At 43.6% G+C, this 14,376-nt stretch carries 14 protein-coding genes; 5 read left to right on the top strand and 9 right to left on the bottom strand.

The features are described 5' to 3' along the window. Positions 1–195 precede the first annotated feature (195 nt). Positions 196–1,572, top strand: a complete 1,377-nt coding sequence (locus JMW39_RS10750) for a DHA2 family efflux MFS transporter permease subunit (protein ID WP_149489498.1) — start codon at positions 196–198, stop codon at positions 1,570–1,572. Between the two features lie 150 nt (positions 1,573–1,722). Here JMW39_RS10750 and bfr (JMW39_RS10745) read toward each other — a convergent pair whose 3' ends face one another. The 3 genes from bfr (JMW39_RS10745) to JMW39_RS10735 form a co-directional block, all read right to left on the bottom strand. After that, positions 1,723–2,205 (bottom strand): bacterioferritin, encoded by a 483-nt coding sequence (bfr, locus tag JMW39_RS10745; protein ID WP_201546457.1) that lies wholly within the window; start codon positions 2,203–2,205, stop codon positions 1,723–1,725. A gap of 79 nt (positions 2,206–2,284) precedes the next feature. Next, the gene (gene bfr, locus JMW39_RS10740; protein ID WP_201546456.1) at positions 2,285–2,773 is read right to left on the bottom strand and encodes a bacterioferritin; all 489 of its coding nucleotides are present in this window, start codon (positions 2,771–2,773) and stop codon (positions 2,285–2,287) included. A 434-nt stretch (positions 2,774–3,207) separates the two neighbouring features. Further along, positions 3,208–3,399, bottom strand: coding sequence for a bacterioferritin-associated ferredoxin (locus tag JMW39_RS10735; RefSeq protein ID WP_201546455.1), 192 nt, complete (start codon positions 3,397–3,399; stop codon positions 3,208–3,210). Between the two features lie 288 nt (positions 3,400–3,687). Here JMW39_RS10735 and JMW39_RS10730 point away from each other — a divergent pair, with 288 nt between their 5' ends. Further along, the gene (locus tag JMW39_RS10730) at positions 3,688–4,011 is read left to right on the top strand and encodes an ArsR/SmtB family transcription factor (protein ID WP_201546454.1); all 324 of its coding nucleotides are present in this window, start codon (positions 3,688–3,690) and stop codon (positions 4,009–4,011) included. Positions 4,012–4,140: 129 nt separating this feature from the next. On the opposite strand, the gene JMW39_RS10725 is transcribed toward JMW39_RS10730, so the two are convergent. From JMW39_RS10725 to JMW39_RS10705, 5 genes are all read right to left on the bottom strand, one after another. Then, positions 4,141–4,863 carry a sulfate/molybdate ABC transporter ATP-binding protein gene (locus JMW39_RS10725; RefSeq protein WP_183618246.1) on the bottom strand — a complete coding sequence of 241 codons (723 nt, stop codon included), beginning with the start codon at positions 4,861–4,863 and terminating at the stop codon, positions 4,141–4,143. Between the two features lie 86 nt (positions 4,864–4,949). Beyond that, entirely contained in the window at positions 4,950–5,909 is a 960-nt protein-coding gene (cysW, locus tag JMW39_RS10720) for a sulfate ABC transporter permease subunit CysW (protein WP_201546453.1), read from the bottom strand. Further along, complete coding sequence (cysT, locus tag JMW39_RS10715) at positions 5,909–6,793, bottom strand: sulfate ABC transporter permease subunit CysT (RefSeq protein WP_183618248.1); 885 nt, start codon at positions 6,791–6,793, stop codon at positions 5,909–5,911. Before cysT ends, cysW begins: the two co-directional genes overlap by 1 nt. A gap of 226 nt (positions 6,794–7,019) precedes the next feature. Continuing rightward, positions 7,020–8,123 (bottom strand): sulfate ABC transporter substrate-binding protein, encoded by a 1,104-nt coding sequence (locus JMW39_RS10710; protein ID WP_149489490.1) that lies wholly within the window; start codon positions 8,121–8,123, stop codon positions 7,020–7,022. 227 nt (positions 8,124–8,350) lie between these two features. Further along, positions 8,351–9,532, bottom strand: a complete 1,182-nt coding sequence (locus tag JMW39_RS10705) for a sulfate ABC transporter substrate-binding protein (RefSeq protein ID WP_201546452.1) — start codon at positions 9,530–9,532, stop codon at positions 8,351–8,353. Between the two features lie 382 nt (positions 9,533–9,914). On the opposite strand from JMW39_RS10705, the gene JMW39_RS10700 reads away from it, so the two are divergent. Beyond that, positions 9,915–10,439, top strand: a complete 525-nt coding sequence (locus JMW39_RS10700) for a hypothetical protein (RefSeq protein WP_201546451.1) — start codon at positions 9,915–9,917, stop codon at positions 10,437–10,439. A gap of 105 nt (positions 10,440–10,544) precedes the next feature. Here the strand turns inward: JMW39_RS10700 and sat are convergent, their stop codons facing one another. After that, complete coding sequence (gene sat / locus JMW39_RS10695) at positions 10,545–11,798, bottom strand: sulfate adenylyltransferase (RefSeq protein WP_149489487.1); 1,254 nt, start codon at positions 11,796–11,798, stop codon at positions 10,545–10,547. Between the two features lie 257 nt (positions 11,799–12,055). Here sat and JMW39_RS10690 point away from each other — a divergent pair, with 257 nt between their 5' ends. Further along, positions 12,056–13,741, top strand: coding sequence for a nitrite/sulfite reductase (locus tag JMW39_RS10690; RefSeq protein ID WP_201546450.1), 1,686 nt, complete (start codon positions 12,056–12,058; stop codon positions 13,739–13,741). Continuing rightward, entirely contained in the window at positions 13,734–14,330 is a 597-nt protein-coding gene (locus JMW39_RS10685; protein ID WP_201546449.1) for a DUF934 domain-containing protein, read from the top strand. Before JMW39_RS10690 ends, JMW39_RS10685 begins: the two co-directional genes overlap by 8 nt. The last annotated feature ends 46 nt before the right edge of the window (positions 14,331–14,376 follow it).

Raw genomic sequence — 14,376 nt, 5'->3', positions numbered from 1 at the left:
CTTAAAGGTAACTTTCTAAGAACTGGGTGCATATCGTTACTTTGCTACTCTTTAACTCAAAGACAGTTGTTTTTATACTACGCACAACTTAGCGTCTCTTTAGACGCTGTAATCGGCTTTTTTAAGCACTCTTAAAAAGACACTTTTAGAAAACCGCTCTTAGCAAAAATGGTCTTAAGATATGGTGATGTCAATATGGTAACCCTAACCCCAACCCAAGATAAATACCTACCCTATGTCCTAGCGGTGGCGTTATTTATGCAAATTTTAGATGCCACCATCTTAAATACCTCTCTGCCGCAAATGGCGCAAGCCTTAGGTGAGTCACCGTTAAAAATGCAATGGGCCGTCATCAGCTACGCGCTGACCTTGGCAATTTTTATTCCTATCAGTGGGTTTTTAGCGGACAAATATGGCACACGGCGCGTATTCTTATACGCCATTATCATATTTTGTATTGGCTCGCTACTGTGTGCCGCCTCACCAACATTAGATTTCTTGATTGGTTCGCGCGTTGTACAAGGCATTGGTGGCGCGATGATGACCCCTGTCGCGCGTTTGATATTGGTCAAGTCCTATCCACGCAATAAGCTTTTGACAGTCATGAACTTCGCGGTAATACCAGCGTTAATCGCGCCCCTAGTTGGACCGGTATTGGGTGGTTATATTGTGCAATATACCAGCTGGCATTGGATATTCTTAATCAATATACCGATGGGTGTTTTTGGTTTTATCATGGGCAAAAAACTGGTGCCGGCATTATTTGAAGATACTAAGCGTCTAGACTGGACAGGATTTGCATTGTTTGCGGCAGCCGCTTGTGGTTTTACCCTTGCTGTGGAATTTGGCTCACAGACAGGTCGTGGGCTTTACGGTCTACTGCTCGCATTAGGGGCTAGTATGCTGATAGGCGCTTATGTTTGGCATGCCAAACGCCGCCTGGCCCCGCTATTTCCGCTGAGCTTATTCAGTATTCGTACTTTTCGCATTGGTATTACTGGCAATTTATTCACGCGTTTAGGTATCAGCGCCGTACCCTTCTTATTGCCGCTGTTGCTACAAGTGGTGTTTGAATATTCACCGTCGCAAGCAGGTTGGCTGCTCGCGCCCATCGCTGTTGGTGCCATCGGTATCAAACCTTGGGTCAGTAAAATCATTCAGCGCTTTACCTACCGTAAGGTTTTGGTGGTCAATACCTTTTTGATAGGTGTGCTGATCATTGTCTTGGCGCAATTTAACGATGCCGCAAATTGGATTTGGTTCATTCCTATCTTGACCATCATGGGCGCTTGTAATTCGATGCAGTTTAGCGCGATGAATACCATTACCATCGGTGATTTAGAAGGCACGCAAACCAGTAGCGGTAATAGTTTGATGGCAGTTAATCAGCAATTGGCGATTAGTTTTGGTATTGCCTTTGGCGCGGCGGTATTAAATCTGCTGCGTGAGCGACTTGATCTTGATATCTTGGTAGCGTTTCAAACCACGTATTGGATACTAGGTATCTTGACCATTCTCTCAGGGCTATACTTTTTACGCCTTAAACCTGAAGATGGTCGCGGCTTGTATTGATGGATTGATTGTTTGCATTAAAAACAAGCGAAAAACGAGCAGCTTTTATCGAAAAAGACAGTTAAACATAAAAATGCCAGCACAGATTAAGATAAGTCTTAACTGACCTTCTTAATATGTGCTGGCAGGTTTGATCTACTTTTTCTGTCTTTAAGGCGCTTTGTCGTCGTCCATTTGCGATTGGATATAGTTTTCGACGCCTACGTCTTTAATCAAATCCTCTTGCGTCTCTAACCAGTCTTGATATTCTTCGTTACCGTCTTTGAGGGTAACGAGTAACTGGCGCGAGACATAGTCACGCTTGCTCTCACATAACGTAATGGCATCGGTGATGATGGCAAATTTCTGTTTCTCTAAACGCAGGTTGCAGTCGATAATCTCTGGCACATCTTCACCGACCAAAACTTTACCCAATTCTTGCAAATTTGGCAGACCGCCTAATAACAAAATCCGCGCAATCAGCTCATCTGACCACTTCATCTCAGCAATCGATTGCTTATATAGCGAGTCGTTCAACGCCTCTAAGCCCCAATGCCTTGCAATACGGGCATGCAAAAAATATTGATTAATGGCTATTAATGACTGACCCAGCACTTTATTGAGTGTGCGAATGATCTCTTTATCCCCTTTCATTTTTATCTCCCTGTATTGATATATTATTTTAATATCGATGACTTTTAATAACGGTTAAAGGCGCTTAGCGAATAAAACACTACACAATATCAGCAAACACTTCCGCCATCTGACTTTGCAAGTAATTGGGTAGACCAATCATGTCAATCAGGCGCAACTGCTGCTCTAGCCAATGAGCATGATCTTCTTCAGTGTCTTTGAGCTGCTCAACCAGCATCTCACGCGTCACATAGTCATGTTCGGCTTCACAAAGCGCAATGCCGTCTTTAAGGTGCTGCTGTACCTGATACTCTAAATTAAGATCAAGCTGCAACATTTCAGGGACCGTCGTCCCAATATTAATATCGTTGACGCTCATCTTAGGCGTACCGCTCAACATTAAAATACGGCGGATAATCGCTCGGGCGTGTAGCGTTTCATCTTGCATCTCATGGCTAATACGGTCATACAGTTTGCCGTAATGCCATTCTGCGTACATCTCAGAGTGAATAAAATATTGGTCGCGAGCCGCAAGCTCACCACCTAATAAAAAATTTAAATAATCAATGACCTTTGGGCTGCCTATCATCACCTATACTCCTGTATTTTATTTATTTACCGATACATTCACAATAATACATATATAGAAAGTACTATTCGTAAACTACTCAGTAAGGACTAAAACCAACGAAATGTCTTACAAAGTTAGGCAGATATAGTAGCATACAGACGTTATATCGCTTGTAACGATATTAACTAAGAATAAGATGCTAATTGAGAACTATAATTAGCTCGCCTTATGAGTCGTCACAGCCTATAGACAAAATCACTGATGGCGCTGCTAAATATGCTTGCAGTCGGTGGATGACTGAAGTTATATGGACGCTCACAACTTATCCTTTGGGTATAATGAAAGGATAAGTGCGCAATAGTGAATATAATTGGTGTTAGGGCGTATTAACGATCTGGTCGTTAATAATAGAGAATATGATTTGAGACGCTAGAGGTCTGAATCGAACCCAGTTAAACGGCGTAGGCTAAAACATTAAGTTTGGCATGATGTTCATCAAGATAATCATTGACCATAGGTTCGCAGCAGCCACAGCAAGTCGCTACATCAAGGGTATTTTTTAAACCGTCTAACGTATCAATGCCTGAGGCAATAGCGGTTTTAATTTGTTTTTCTTTGACGTCGTTACAGATACATACGTACATGTGCTGGCTCCTACTATGAATGTCTAACTTGTTATTCGTTATAATAACGATAATTATTACCATTTACAATAGTATTTAAAATATTCATCAGTCATAGCAGTTACCTCTAAATAGTTATATTGCGCTTACTTAATCCATGTAACTGCATATAGCGTTAGGTGTAACCACAAAGTATCAAAGGTAGTAAAATGGCGACGAACTGTAAATTTGCTCATTTTTTAATCGATTTTACCGATGACTGCTGTTATATTGACCCCCTATTAATTAAATCTATATTGGAATTGTTCTATGTCTAATAATAATTCTACGATACAGCCGCTTGAGTTATTTAAAGTACTGTCTGACCCAACGCGCTTAAAGATTTTTCAAATCTTATTTAACAAAGAGTCGCGCTGTGTTGGTGAGCTGGTAGAAATACTGGATCAACCGCAACCGACCATCTCGCGTCACTTGAATCATTTGAAAAAATTGGGTATCTTGAGCTGTGTTCGTGATGGGACATGGATGTGGTACGAGGTGTCTGATAATCTGCCAGAATGGTGCCAAGATATTTTGGAAATCACCTATAAACAGATATCGACCAAAGACATCAATATGCCAAAGCCTGCTTAATTTAATGCTAAAAGCATGGACTTAAGAGATATTTATAACAAATACTTCAGCGCATAAAAAAAGACCTATTATCTATAGGTCTTTTTTTTGTTTTCAAACTTTGTCTTAAAATACGCCTTTAATTCGGGATTATACCAAGTCTAAAAAATCACTCACAAAAGCATTGGCTGGCTGGTGTATCAGCTCCTCTGACGTCCCTACTTGCTCGACGCGACCATGATTCATCACCACAATCTCATCAGATACCGCCCGCGCCTCTTCTTGATCGTGGGTTACCATAATGCTAGTAATACCAAGCTCGTGGTGGATATTCTTTAGCCAAGTACGCAGCTCTTTACGTACCTTGGCATCTAGCGCCCCAAATGGTTCATCGAGTAATAGTAGTTTTGGCTTTACTGCCAAAGCACGTGCCAGTGCAATACGTTGACGCTGACCACCTGATAATTGGTGCGGATAAGCATTAGCAACTTGCGGCAACTGCACCAAATCTAACAGCTCAGCAACGCGCTTATTGATATCTGCTTTACTTGGGCGCTCATTTTTTGGCAGTAAAGTTAAGCCAAAGCCGACATTATCGGCGATGTTTTTGTGGCGAAATAAGGCATAATGCTGAAACATAAAGCCGATATGGCGCTTTTGCACCGGCGTATTAGTGACATCTAACTCATCAAACAATATTTGCCCAGAGTCCGCGTATTCTAGACCAGCAATGATACGCAGCAAGGTAGTTTTACCGCAGCCTGACGGACCAAGCAAAGTCGTCAACTTGCCTGTTGGCACGGTGATATTAATATCATCTAAGGCGGTAAAATTACCGAATTTTTTATTAACGTTGCGAATCTCAATGCTCATAGTGGGTTCTCTTATTATATTTTTGGCTTAACGTCTTAATACGGGCGGCAGATGGTTTTATGATGCCTGCTTTGTGAAGCGATTTCTTATAGACGACCTGTGCTTTCTGCCAAGGTTGCATCTTTAGCATTTGATGCATTGCTAGCATTGGCACTAACCGGCAATTCAGGCGCACTTGCTAAACGCTCAGACTTGGCAAATTTGCGATCTTGCAGCTTGGTCATTACTTGTTGTATCAGCAGCGTTACCAGCGCCAAGCCAGCAAGTAAACTGGATAAAGCAAAAGCGGCGGTAAAGTTATAATCGTTATAAGCAATCTCAACCAATAGCGGCATAGTATTGGTTTCACCGCGAATATGACCGGATACCACGCTGACCGCGCCAAACTCACCCATCGCCCGCGCATTGGTCAAAATAAGGCCATACAGCAGCGCCCATTTGATATTGGGTAGCGTCACATGCCAAAAGGTCTGCCAGCCTGTAGCGCCTAGGGTTAATGCCGCTTGCTCTTCACTATCACCTTGGGTTTGCATCAGTGGTATCAGCTCACGTGCCACAAACGGAAAGGTGACAAATAACGTGGCTAAAATAATACCGGGTACGGCGTAGATTACTTGAAAGCCCATGCTTTCAAGCCAGCCACCAATCGTAGAGTTCAGCCCGAACAATAGGACAAACATCAAACCGGCGACCACCGGCGATACCGAAAACGGTAAATCAAGCAAGGTCGTTACCAGCTGCTTACCTTTAAACTGATAGCGGGTCACTAGCCAAGCTATCGCAATACCCATCACCATGTTAATCGGCAATACAATCGCCGCAGTAATTAAAGTGAGTTTAATCGCTTGCAAGGCTTCAGGGTCAACCAGTGATGCAATATATAACTGCCAACCGTTTTTAAAGGCTTCATAGAATACCGCCAGCAGTGGCACGACCAACATGATGACCATAAATAACACCGCGATGGTAATAAAGGTACGGCGTATCCATGGCGTGTCTTTAGTCGCTGGGTTGCTTTGGTAGTCGTAGCTATTAGAGATTTGCATTAGCGGGCTCCTACGCGGCGCGACAGCTTCCACTGTACGATATTAATGGTCAGTAAAATCACAAATGAAATCAGTAGCATAAAGAGTGCAACGGCTGATGCGCCTTGAACATCAAACTGTTCAAGCTTACTGATAATGATTAATGGCAAAATCTCAGACTGCATTGGAATATTACCCGCGATAAAAATTACCGAGCCATACTCGCCAGTGGCACGGGCAAACATCATGCCAGCGCCCATTAATAATGCGGGCAATAGCTCAGGTAAAATGACTTTACGAAAGGTCGTAAAACGATTGGCACCCAGTACTGCCGCTGCCTCTTCAAATTCAACGGACAATTCTGCCAATACTGGCTGTACCGCACGGACGATAAATGGAAAACTCACGACTACTAAAGCGAGCCAAATACCTAATGGCGTAAAGGCGACTTGAATATCAAACTTGGCAAACCACTGACCAATCAAGCCATTAGGTGCATAAAGGGTCGCCAGTGAAATACCTGTCACGGCTGTCGGTAGCGCAAACGGCAAATCAACCAAGGCATTAATCAACGATTTACCCCAAAACTCGTAGCGCACGAGCACCCAAGCGACTAGCGTACCAAATACCATATTGGTGAGCATCGCTAAAAACGACATCCATAAACTGAGTTTGATAGCAGCGGTAACTTGCGGCTGAGTAATGGTTTCCCAAAAGCCCGTCCAGCCCATCTGTGTGGTGGTATAGGCCATCATGGCAAACGGTAGCACCACCAGTAATGATAAGCTAAAGACAGTGATGCCCATGCTTAGTCCAAACCCTGGTAGCACATTGCGCTGGCGCAAACGCGTCAGCCAACCTTTTTTATTAACAGGTTTGCTGGCAGGAGAAGTTGTTGCACTCATAGTGATGTCCTATTGCCTAACTGATGGCACTTAACTACTGATCATAAGTGCCACGTGATATCAAATGTATTTATTATTGGTCTGCTTAAGCGCTAAAGGACACAGCGTGGGTAGCCATGTCCTTTATGTGCTCGGACGTTACTCTAAAACTGACTGCTTAAACGCTATTTAATATCAAGCTCATAAAAACTTTATAAATGGGCTACGCAGTCAGCGTACTAGCGGCTTACTTTGGTGCATTAACGGCTAACTGATCGAACACACCGCCATCGCTGAAGTAAGTAGCCATGATTTCATCCCAAGTACCAAAAGCGTCATTGGGACGGAAAGTATCGATAGGTGGCAATTTATCACTGTTTTTATCAAGCACACTTTTCACGCTTGGGCGTAAGTATAGGTTAGCTGCCAATTGCTGCGCAGGCTCGCTCCATAAGTAATCAAGATATGCTTTTGCCGCATCGGTGGTGCCTTTTTTATCTGTGACTGTCTTCACGACAGCTACCGGACTTTCAGACTTGATAGAGTATTTAGGATAAACGATATCCACTTTACCCAAGCCAAAATCAGTTGCTGCAAGGTTGGCTTCGTTTTCAAAGGTCACTAGAACATCACCGATACCGCGCTGAACAAAGGTAGTCGTCGCTGCACGTCCGCCATTCTCATAGACTTTGACGTTTTTAAGCATGTCTTTCACATAGTTTTTGGCTTGCGTTTCATCTTTATTAAACGCATGCAAGCCATAACCATAAGCGCCTAAGAAAGCATAGCGACCATTACCCGTGACTTTTGGATTGGCCATGACAATCTCAACGCCTTCTTTGGTCAAATCCTGCCAGTCGTTAATGCCTTTTGGATTGTCTTTACGCACTAGGAATACAATGGTACTGGTAAAAGGTACGGCGTTATCAGGGAACTTGCTTTGCCAATCCGCCTCAACCAAGCCCTTTTTCTCAAGCAGCTCAATATCAGAGCCTTGGTTCATGGTCGCGACATCGGCTTGCAAACCATTAGCGACAGATAAGGCTTGCTTACTTGAGCCACCATGTGACTGTTTGATTAAGATCTTACTGTTTGGGTTTTCCGCTTTATAATGCTCAACGAATAATGGGTTGTAGTCTTTATAAAAATCGCGTGCCACATCGTAAGAGACGTTTAACAGTTCAATGTCTTGCCCCTCGGTAGCGGCTGGTGTGCCTTCGGCATTGGTCGCTGGCTCAGCTTTTTCGCTATTGCTACAACCTGCCATACCCAAAGTGAGCGCCACACCGGCGATACTGAGAGCGCTAAGCGTTTTATTTTTATATTTATAACCTGTGGTATATGATGTCATGGCTGCCTCAAAAGGGATTGGTTAGTTAATGCAAGTATGCTAACAGCGCAAGCTTATTATGTTTAATGATGAATATGCGTATGTTATTGCCAAAATGGAATATAGTATTTATAAAGATAAGGTTATCAATAGTTTAAATGCCATAACTTATGGGTCACCTTAAATATTTTATAAATTAAGCATTTAACCCAAAGACTTTGGCTTATAAATGGCTTCGGCGCTACCTGTTACTTAACCTGTGCCAGCTGGTCAAAACGCCCACCATCGACAAAGAAGGTCTCCATGATACTGTCCCAATCACCAAATACTGCAACTGGCTCAAAGGTTTGAATATCCTTTAAGGTTCCTGTATGTGCCGCGAGCACCTCTTTGTTGCTCGGTCGCAAATACATCTGCGCCATCAGCTCTTGAGCAGGTTTGTCCCACAGTGCTTTTAGATAAGCGGTTGCCGCGTCAGTCGAGCCTTTTTTCTCAGTGACCGAACTGACGATCGCCACTGGATTATGAATGGTGATGGAATAGCTAGGATAAACAATATCCACTTGATCTTTGGCATGCTGAGTGGCCACCAAATGCGCCTCATTTTCAGTGGTAATGAGTACATCCCCTAATCCGCGCTGGGTAAAGCTGGTGGTCGCGGCGCGCGCGCCATTGTCATAAGTCACAACGTTGGCGAGTATTTTCTTCATAAAAGCATCAGTTTTTTGTGGCTGAGCGACCGATTCTTTAAATTTATGCAATCCTGAGCCATAAGCACCCAAAAAGGCATAGCGCGCCGTACCACTGGTTTTCGGATTGGGCATCACCACGTCAACATCCGCACGCGCCAAATCTTCCCAATCTTTGATATTTTTTGGGTTGCCACTACGTACCAGCAATATCATGGTGGTGCTATAAGGAACGGCATTGTCAGGAAACGCCTCGCGCCAATCCGTTTTTACCAGCCCTTTTTTAACCAACATATTCATATCACTTTCTTGGTTTAAGGTCACCACGTCCGCTTGTAGACCATTGGCGACGGATAGCGCCTGCTTACTAGCGCCGCCGTGTGATTGCTGAATGCTGACCTTACTATCAGTATGTTGCCCCTGATAGATACTGGTAAATAGCGAGTTATAGTCTTTATAAAAATCACGCGATACATCATAAGAGACGTTAAGCAGGCTGATATTTTGCTTATCTTTTGTTTCACTATTCGTGCCATCATTCGTACTGTTTTGGGTAGCTTCGGTAGGACTACAGGCTGTCATCAGCATGGCAACGGCTAGCACACCGGCCAACTTAAAACTGAAATGAATATGGTTAGGAGCACCCTGTGATGGCCTGCTTTTATTCTCAATAAATGAGGTGGCATTGCTAAATTCAAGCTTATTAGATACTTTTTGAATGCTTTGATTCGTGGCTTGCATAACGGCTCTCGATAATGTTGATAGAAGCGTTTCTTAAAGCATTGGCAACCTTATTAGGGTCTACAATCCTTTAGATTCGGTTCTATGGATGATGAGAGTTATGCTAACAGCCTGAAAGGGAAACGCTTAGTGACAAATGTGCTTATCGAGTGATTAACTTGGCATAAGTAAGTTTGTTAGTTATTCTACACTGCTTGTTTTTTCCGAGTATTTTTGCGATATAGTGATAAGCAGACACTTTTGAGTAAGTTATGGCATTGCTTAGTATGTAGACGAGCCTTTAGGTAAACGATACTATCCCTTACACCCATGCCCGTCAGGTGATTCACTTAGATAGGCAACTACCATCCCTCTTAATCACTCCTTTATCAAAGGTAACTAAATGATCATGTCTCCACCTCGTTACGTTCATTACCCGCGTTTTTTTGCAGTACTTTTAATGACTTCTGCGGCTTTATTTACCTTAAGTGGCTGTAATGATATGACGCCCAGTATGAACAACCAAACCATTAAGCAACCGATCGCTGCCGTCACGCCAGCGGTACAAGCAGTCGTCGGAGATTACGCTTCTGAAGGGTATGCCAAACGCGCGCAAGGCTATGATTGGGTTGGGGTGAGCGTTCAAGCAGACGGGAATGAGCAGATTGCTATTAAGGTGCGTGCGCGTAGCGATGTAAAAAAACCAACATGCCAATTCGATGCTAAAGCCACTCTTATGGGTCAAGACGATGCGCATGGTGTTATTTTTCAAAGTAAGGTCAATGACAGTACGGCTTTTTTTCAATTTAAGGACAATGTCCTAACTATTGATAGCCAAGATAAATATGCATTAAACTATTTTTGTTCGGGTGGTGGCTCGATCGTTGGAGAGTATCAGAAGCTGGCAGGACATCTAGAGTTGAATTAAAGACTTAAATATTAGAAAAAAACTAGGCACATCTCAGAAGAATAAAAAAAGGGCGTCAGATTTATTGTCTGATCCCTTTTTTATGTAGCTGTTATTCAAGTTTTCTTATACCGCAGAGGCACCGACTAACTTGACCTCAGCACGCTCATCAAAAGCGATACCCGCATAATAATCACGCAAAATCTCTAGTACTTCAGGGCGGCTAAAGTTTTCTGGCACCTCTTCATCTTCTGATAGTGCCTTACGTAACTTAGTCCCTGATACTTTGACATGCTCAGAGGCATCATGCGGGCAAGTCTTATCCGAAGCCATGGCATTACAAGCATTACACCAAAACGTCCAGCCAATTTTTAATGGCTGAGTAATGAGATCGTCTTTACCGACATACTCAAAGATAGTTTGCGCATCAAAAGCGCCATAGTAATCACCGACACCGGCATGGTCACGACCGACAATCAGATGGCTACAGCCATAGTTTTGACGGAATACGGCATGTAATAGTGCCTCACGTGGTCCAGCATAACGCATATCTAGCGGATAACCCGCTTGGATAACCGTGTCTTGTCTAAAGTAATTGTCAATCAACGTTTTAATCGCTTCTTGGCGTACTTCGGCTGGGATATCACCTGGCTTTAAGGCACCTAACAATGAATGAATCAATACGCCATCACAAATCTCGATAGCAATCTTGGCTAGGTACTCATGTGAGCGATGCATTGGATTGCGAGTTTGGAAAGCGGCGACTGTTTGCCAACCTTTGGCATCCAAAATTTCACGCGTTTCAGCAGGCGTTTTATAAATCTCAGGATATAAGGTTGGGAACTCACCCTCACTTAATACTTCAACGTGACCTGCGATATTAACATCGCCTTGCTCCAAGACTTGCTGAACACCAGGATGCTCTGGATCTGTAGTCGTGAATACTTGTTGGCACTCATGAGCTTTATCAATGGTATAGGTTTCTTCTACTGTTAAGACACCCATAATCTCGCCATCTTTCGCAACTAACGCGACTTTATCACCTTGCTTTAGGCTGTCGGCAGTCGCTTTTGGCGCGGATAAAGTAATAGGAATCGGCCAAAACAAGCCAGCATTGTCACCACTTTGTAGGCGCATGTTATCAACCACACCCTGCCAATCTGCTTGGTTCATAAACCCATTTAACGGAGTGAAGCCGCCAATACCCAACATAATCAAATCGCCTCGCTCGCGTGAGCTTAACGTAATCGTCGGTAAGCTGCTAGCAAGCTTCAACGCTTGCTTGCGCGCATCGCCTTTTAAGAGTAACGGCTTAAGCTCGCTGCTACCGTGCGGCGGAACAAGTTTTGATAATTTTTGATTAGCTATAGGTGATGTCATATTGATTTAAAACCTTTATAGGTAGTGATGAAATAAGTAGCGATAAATTGTATAAGCATAGGCTACCTAACTTTCGTTATGAAAATTTATGCTGTGTTTGGATATACATATGTCTTAAAGGAATTTATGTTTATAGACGCAAGCTTATATGATGTGAATCTGAATTGTTTACCTTGCGACTGGCAATAAGATCAAGTACACACGCAAATCATTTTCGTCGCAGCTTTTACGTTTTAAAATAACATTGAGATTACGTCATGTATCAATATAATTACGCTGACCAAACCTTGGTAGAAGAACGAGTCGCCCAGTTCCGCGACCAAACCGAACGGTTTTTGGCAGGCGAGCTGCCAGAAGAGCAATTTTTGCCGCTGCGTTTGCAGAACGGTCTCTATATCCAACGTTATGCACCGATGTTGCGTATCGCCATTCCTTATGGGTTACTTGCCAGCTACCAATTGCGTAAATTAGCGGAGATTACCCGTAAATATGACAAAGGTTACGGGCACTTTACTACCCGTACCAATATGCAGCTGAACTGGCCGAAACTCGAAGAAGTACCAGATATTTTGGCAGAATTAGCCTCTGTACAAATGCACTCGATCCAAACGTCAGGTAACTGTATTCGCAATACCACCACTGATCCTTATGCTGGTATTCATAAAGAAGAGATTGCCGATCCACGTCCTTATTGCGAGATTATTCGCCAGTGGTCAACCTTTCACCCTGAGTTCGCTTTTTTACCGCGTAAATTTAAGATTGCGGTTATTGGTACGGCTAATGACCGTGCAGCGACGCAAGTTCATGATATTGGGCTGCATTTAAAAACCAATGACGCAGGTGAGCTTGGTTTTGAAGTCATCGTTGGTGGCGGTCTTGGCCGTACGCCAGTTATTGGCAAAACCATTAACAAGTTCTTACCACGCCAGCACTTGCTCAGCTATTTAGATGCGATTTTGCGTGTTTATAACTTACATGGTCGCCGTGACAATAAGTTCAAAGCCCGTATCAAGATATTGGTTGAGAGTATGGGCGGTCCTGCCTTTGCTAAGTTGGTCGATGCAGAATGGGAAGCACATACCAAAGACGGGCCACTGACATTGACCGATGCCAACTTTGCCACTGCCAGCAGTTTTTTCACTGAACCTGATTATCTTAGCTTCGATGCCTTACAAGTTCAGTCAGAGCTACAACAAACGCTTGATAGCGATAAAGACTTTGCCAATTGGTATCAGCAAAATACCGTCGCACATAAAATCGCCGGTTATCGTGCCGTGGTGATTTCTTTAAAAGCGGGCTTGGTTAATGGTAAATACGTACCTTCAGGTGATATCAGTGAAGCGCAAATGGACGCCCTCGCCGACCTAGCAGATAAACATAGCTTTGGTGAGTTGCGTGGTACTTATCAGCAGAATTTAGTCTTCGCTGATGTGCAAACCAACCAGCTGTACGAGTTATGGCAACAGCTGGTCGAGCTACATTTAGCCCGCCCAAATATCAATACCTTAACCGATATGATCGTCTGCCCAGGCTGGGACTTTTGCTCGCTTGCCAATGCGACGACCCACAATATCGCTGAGCAAATTGAAAAGCAGTTTGATGATCTCGACTACCTTTATGACTTAGGTGATATTCGTCTCAATATGTCTGGCTGTATGAATGCCTGTGCACATCACCATACCGGCGATATCGGTATCCTTGGTGTCGATAAAAAAGGCGAATACTGGTACCAAATCAGCCTGGGCGGTAACTCTAGTAATAACGCCAAACTCGGTAAGATACTAGGCAGAGCCGTACCATCTGATGACGTAGCGACGACGATACAAAAGATAATCGACGTTTATCTAGAGCAACGCGTCAGTAATGAGCATGACGTCGAAGGCTTTGGTGATTTAGTCGACCGTGTTGGCCTTGCACCCTTTAAGGAGAAGGTCTATGGGTAATCATCATCTTTTCAATAGTGATGCTATTGATATCAGTCAAAACGATCACTGGTTGGCGCTTAGCACCAATGAGCTACCAGATGGCATTGCCCTAACTCACATCTCATTGCTTGAGTTATTGCAAAAGCAAGAAAAGCTCGATGTGCTCTTGCCACTTAGCGACTTATTAGATGCTAAAGGCAATATCGCTGGCGGACTATTACAACAAGTACGTGAATTGCTATCCGAACATGCCAGCCGTTTTGGTGTTTGGGTGACATCGGACAGCGACACAGAAGTACTAACGCGTATACCAGAGTTTTTACTACAGCAAGATTTGATTGTGATTCATGTGCCCGCTTTCACTGATGGTCGCGGCTTTAGCTTTGCTCAAACGCTGCGCCAAATTGGTTACCAAGGTGAAATTCGTATGGCTGGCAAGTTTGGTCGTGATCAAATTGCCTACCTACTTCGTGCAGGAGCAGACAGCTTTGTGATAAGCGCACATGACCTGCAATCTATCTCTGATATCAGTCAAGCCTTTAACGCGCTTGCCAGCAGCTACGACGGCCGCAACGCTGCGGACTTACCGATGTTTGCAGGTGCCTAATTTATTATTAAATATTCAATTCACTATTAACGACCTAGCTATTTAA

It is taken from the genome of Psychrobacter immobilis, from assembly GCF_904846175.1.
Lineage (GTDB): Bacteria > Pseudomonadota > Gammaproteobacteria > Pseudomonadales > Moraxellaceae > Psychrobacter > Psychrobacter immobilis_E.
This window is presented reverse-complemented; position numbering and strand designations above follow the sequence as displayed.

Excerpts from the sequence above, each read along its gene's own strand:
- JMW39_RS10750 (WP_149489498.1), top strand. The coding sequence starts at position 196 with ATGGTAACCCTAACCCCAACCCAAGATAAATACCTACCCTATGTCCTA.
- bfr (WP_201546457.1), bottom strand. The coding sequence starts at position 2,205 with ATGAAAGGGGATAAAGAGATCATTCGCACACTCAATAAAGTGCTGGGT.
- bfr (WP_201546456.1), bottom strand. The coding sequence starts at position 2,773 with ATGATAGGCAGCCCAAAGGTCATTGATTATTTAAATTTTTTATTAGGT.
- JMW39_RS10735 (WP_201546455.1), bottom strand. The coding sequence starts at position 3,399 with ATGTACGTATGTATCTGTAACGACGTCAAAGAAAAACAAATTAAAACC.
- JMW39_RS10730 (WP_201546454.1), top strand. The coding sequence starts at position 3,688 with ATGTCTAATAATAATTCTACGATACAGCCGCTTGAGTTATTTAAAGTA.
- JMW39_RS10725 (WP_183618246.1), bottom strand. The coding sequence starts at position 4,863 with ATGAGCATTGAGATTCGCAACGTTAATAAAAAATTCGGTAATTTTACC.
- cysW (WP_201546453.1), bottom strand. The coding sequence starts at position 5,909 with ATGCAAATCTCTAATAGCTACGACTACCAAAGCAACCCAGCGACTAAA.
- cysT (WP_183618248.1), bottom strand. The coding sequence starts at position 6,793 with ATGAGTGCAACAACTTCTCCTGCCAGCAAACCTGTTAATAAAAAAGGT.
- JMW39_RS10710 (WP_149489490.1), bottom strand. The coding sequence starts at position 8,123 with ATGACATCATATACCACAGGTTATAAATATAAAAATAAAACGCTTAGC.
- JMW39_RS10705 (WP_201546452.1), bottom strand. The coding sequence starts at position 9,532 with ATGCAAGCCACGAATCAAAGCATTCAAAAAGTATCTAATAAGCTTGAA.
- JMW39_RS10700 (WP_201546451.1), top strand. The coding sequence starts at position 9,915 with ATGATCATGTCTCCACCTCGTTACGTTCATTACCCGCGTTTTTTTGCA.
- sat (WP_149489487.1), bottom strand. The coding sequence starts at position 11,798 with ATGACATCACCTATAGCTAATCAAAAATTATCAAAACTTGTTCCGCCG.
- JMW39_RS10690 (WP_201546450.1), top strand. The coding sequence starts at position 12,056 with ATGTATCAATATAATTACGCTGACCAAACCTTGGTAGAAGAACGAGTC.
- JMW39_RS10685 (WP_201546449.1), top strand. The coding sequence starts at position 13,734 with ATGGGTAATCATCATCTTTTCAATAGTGATGCTATTGATATCAGTCAA.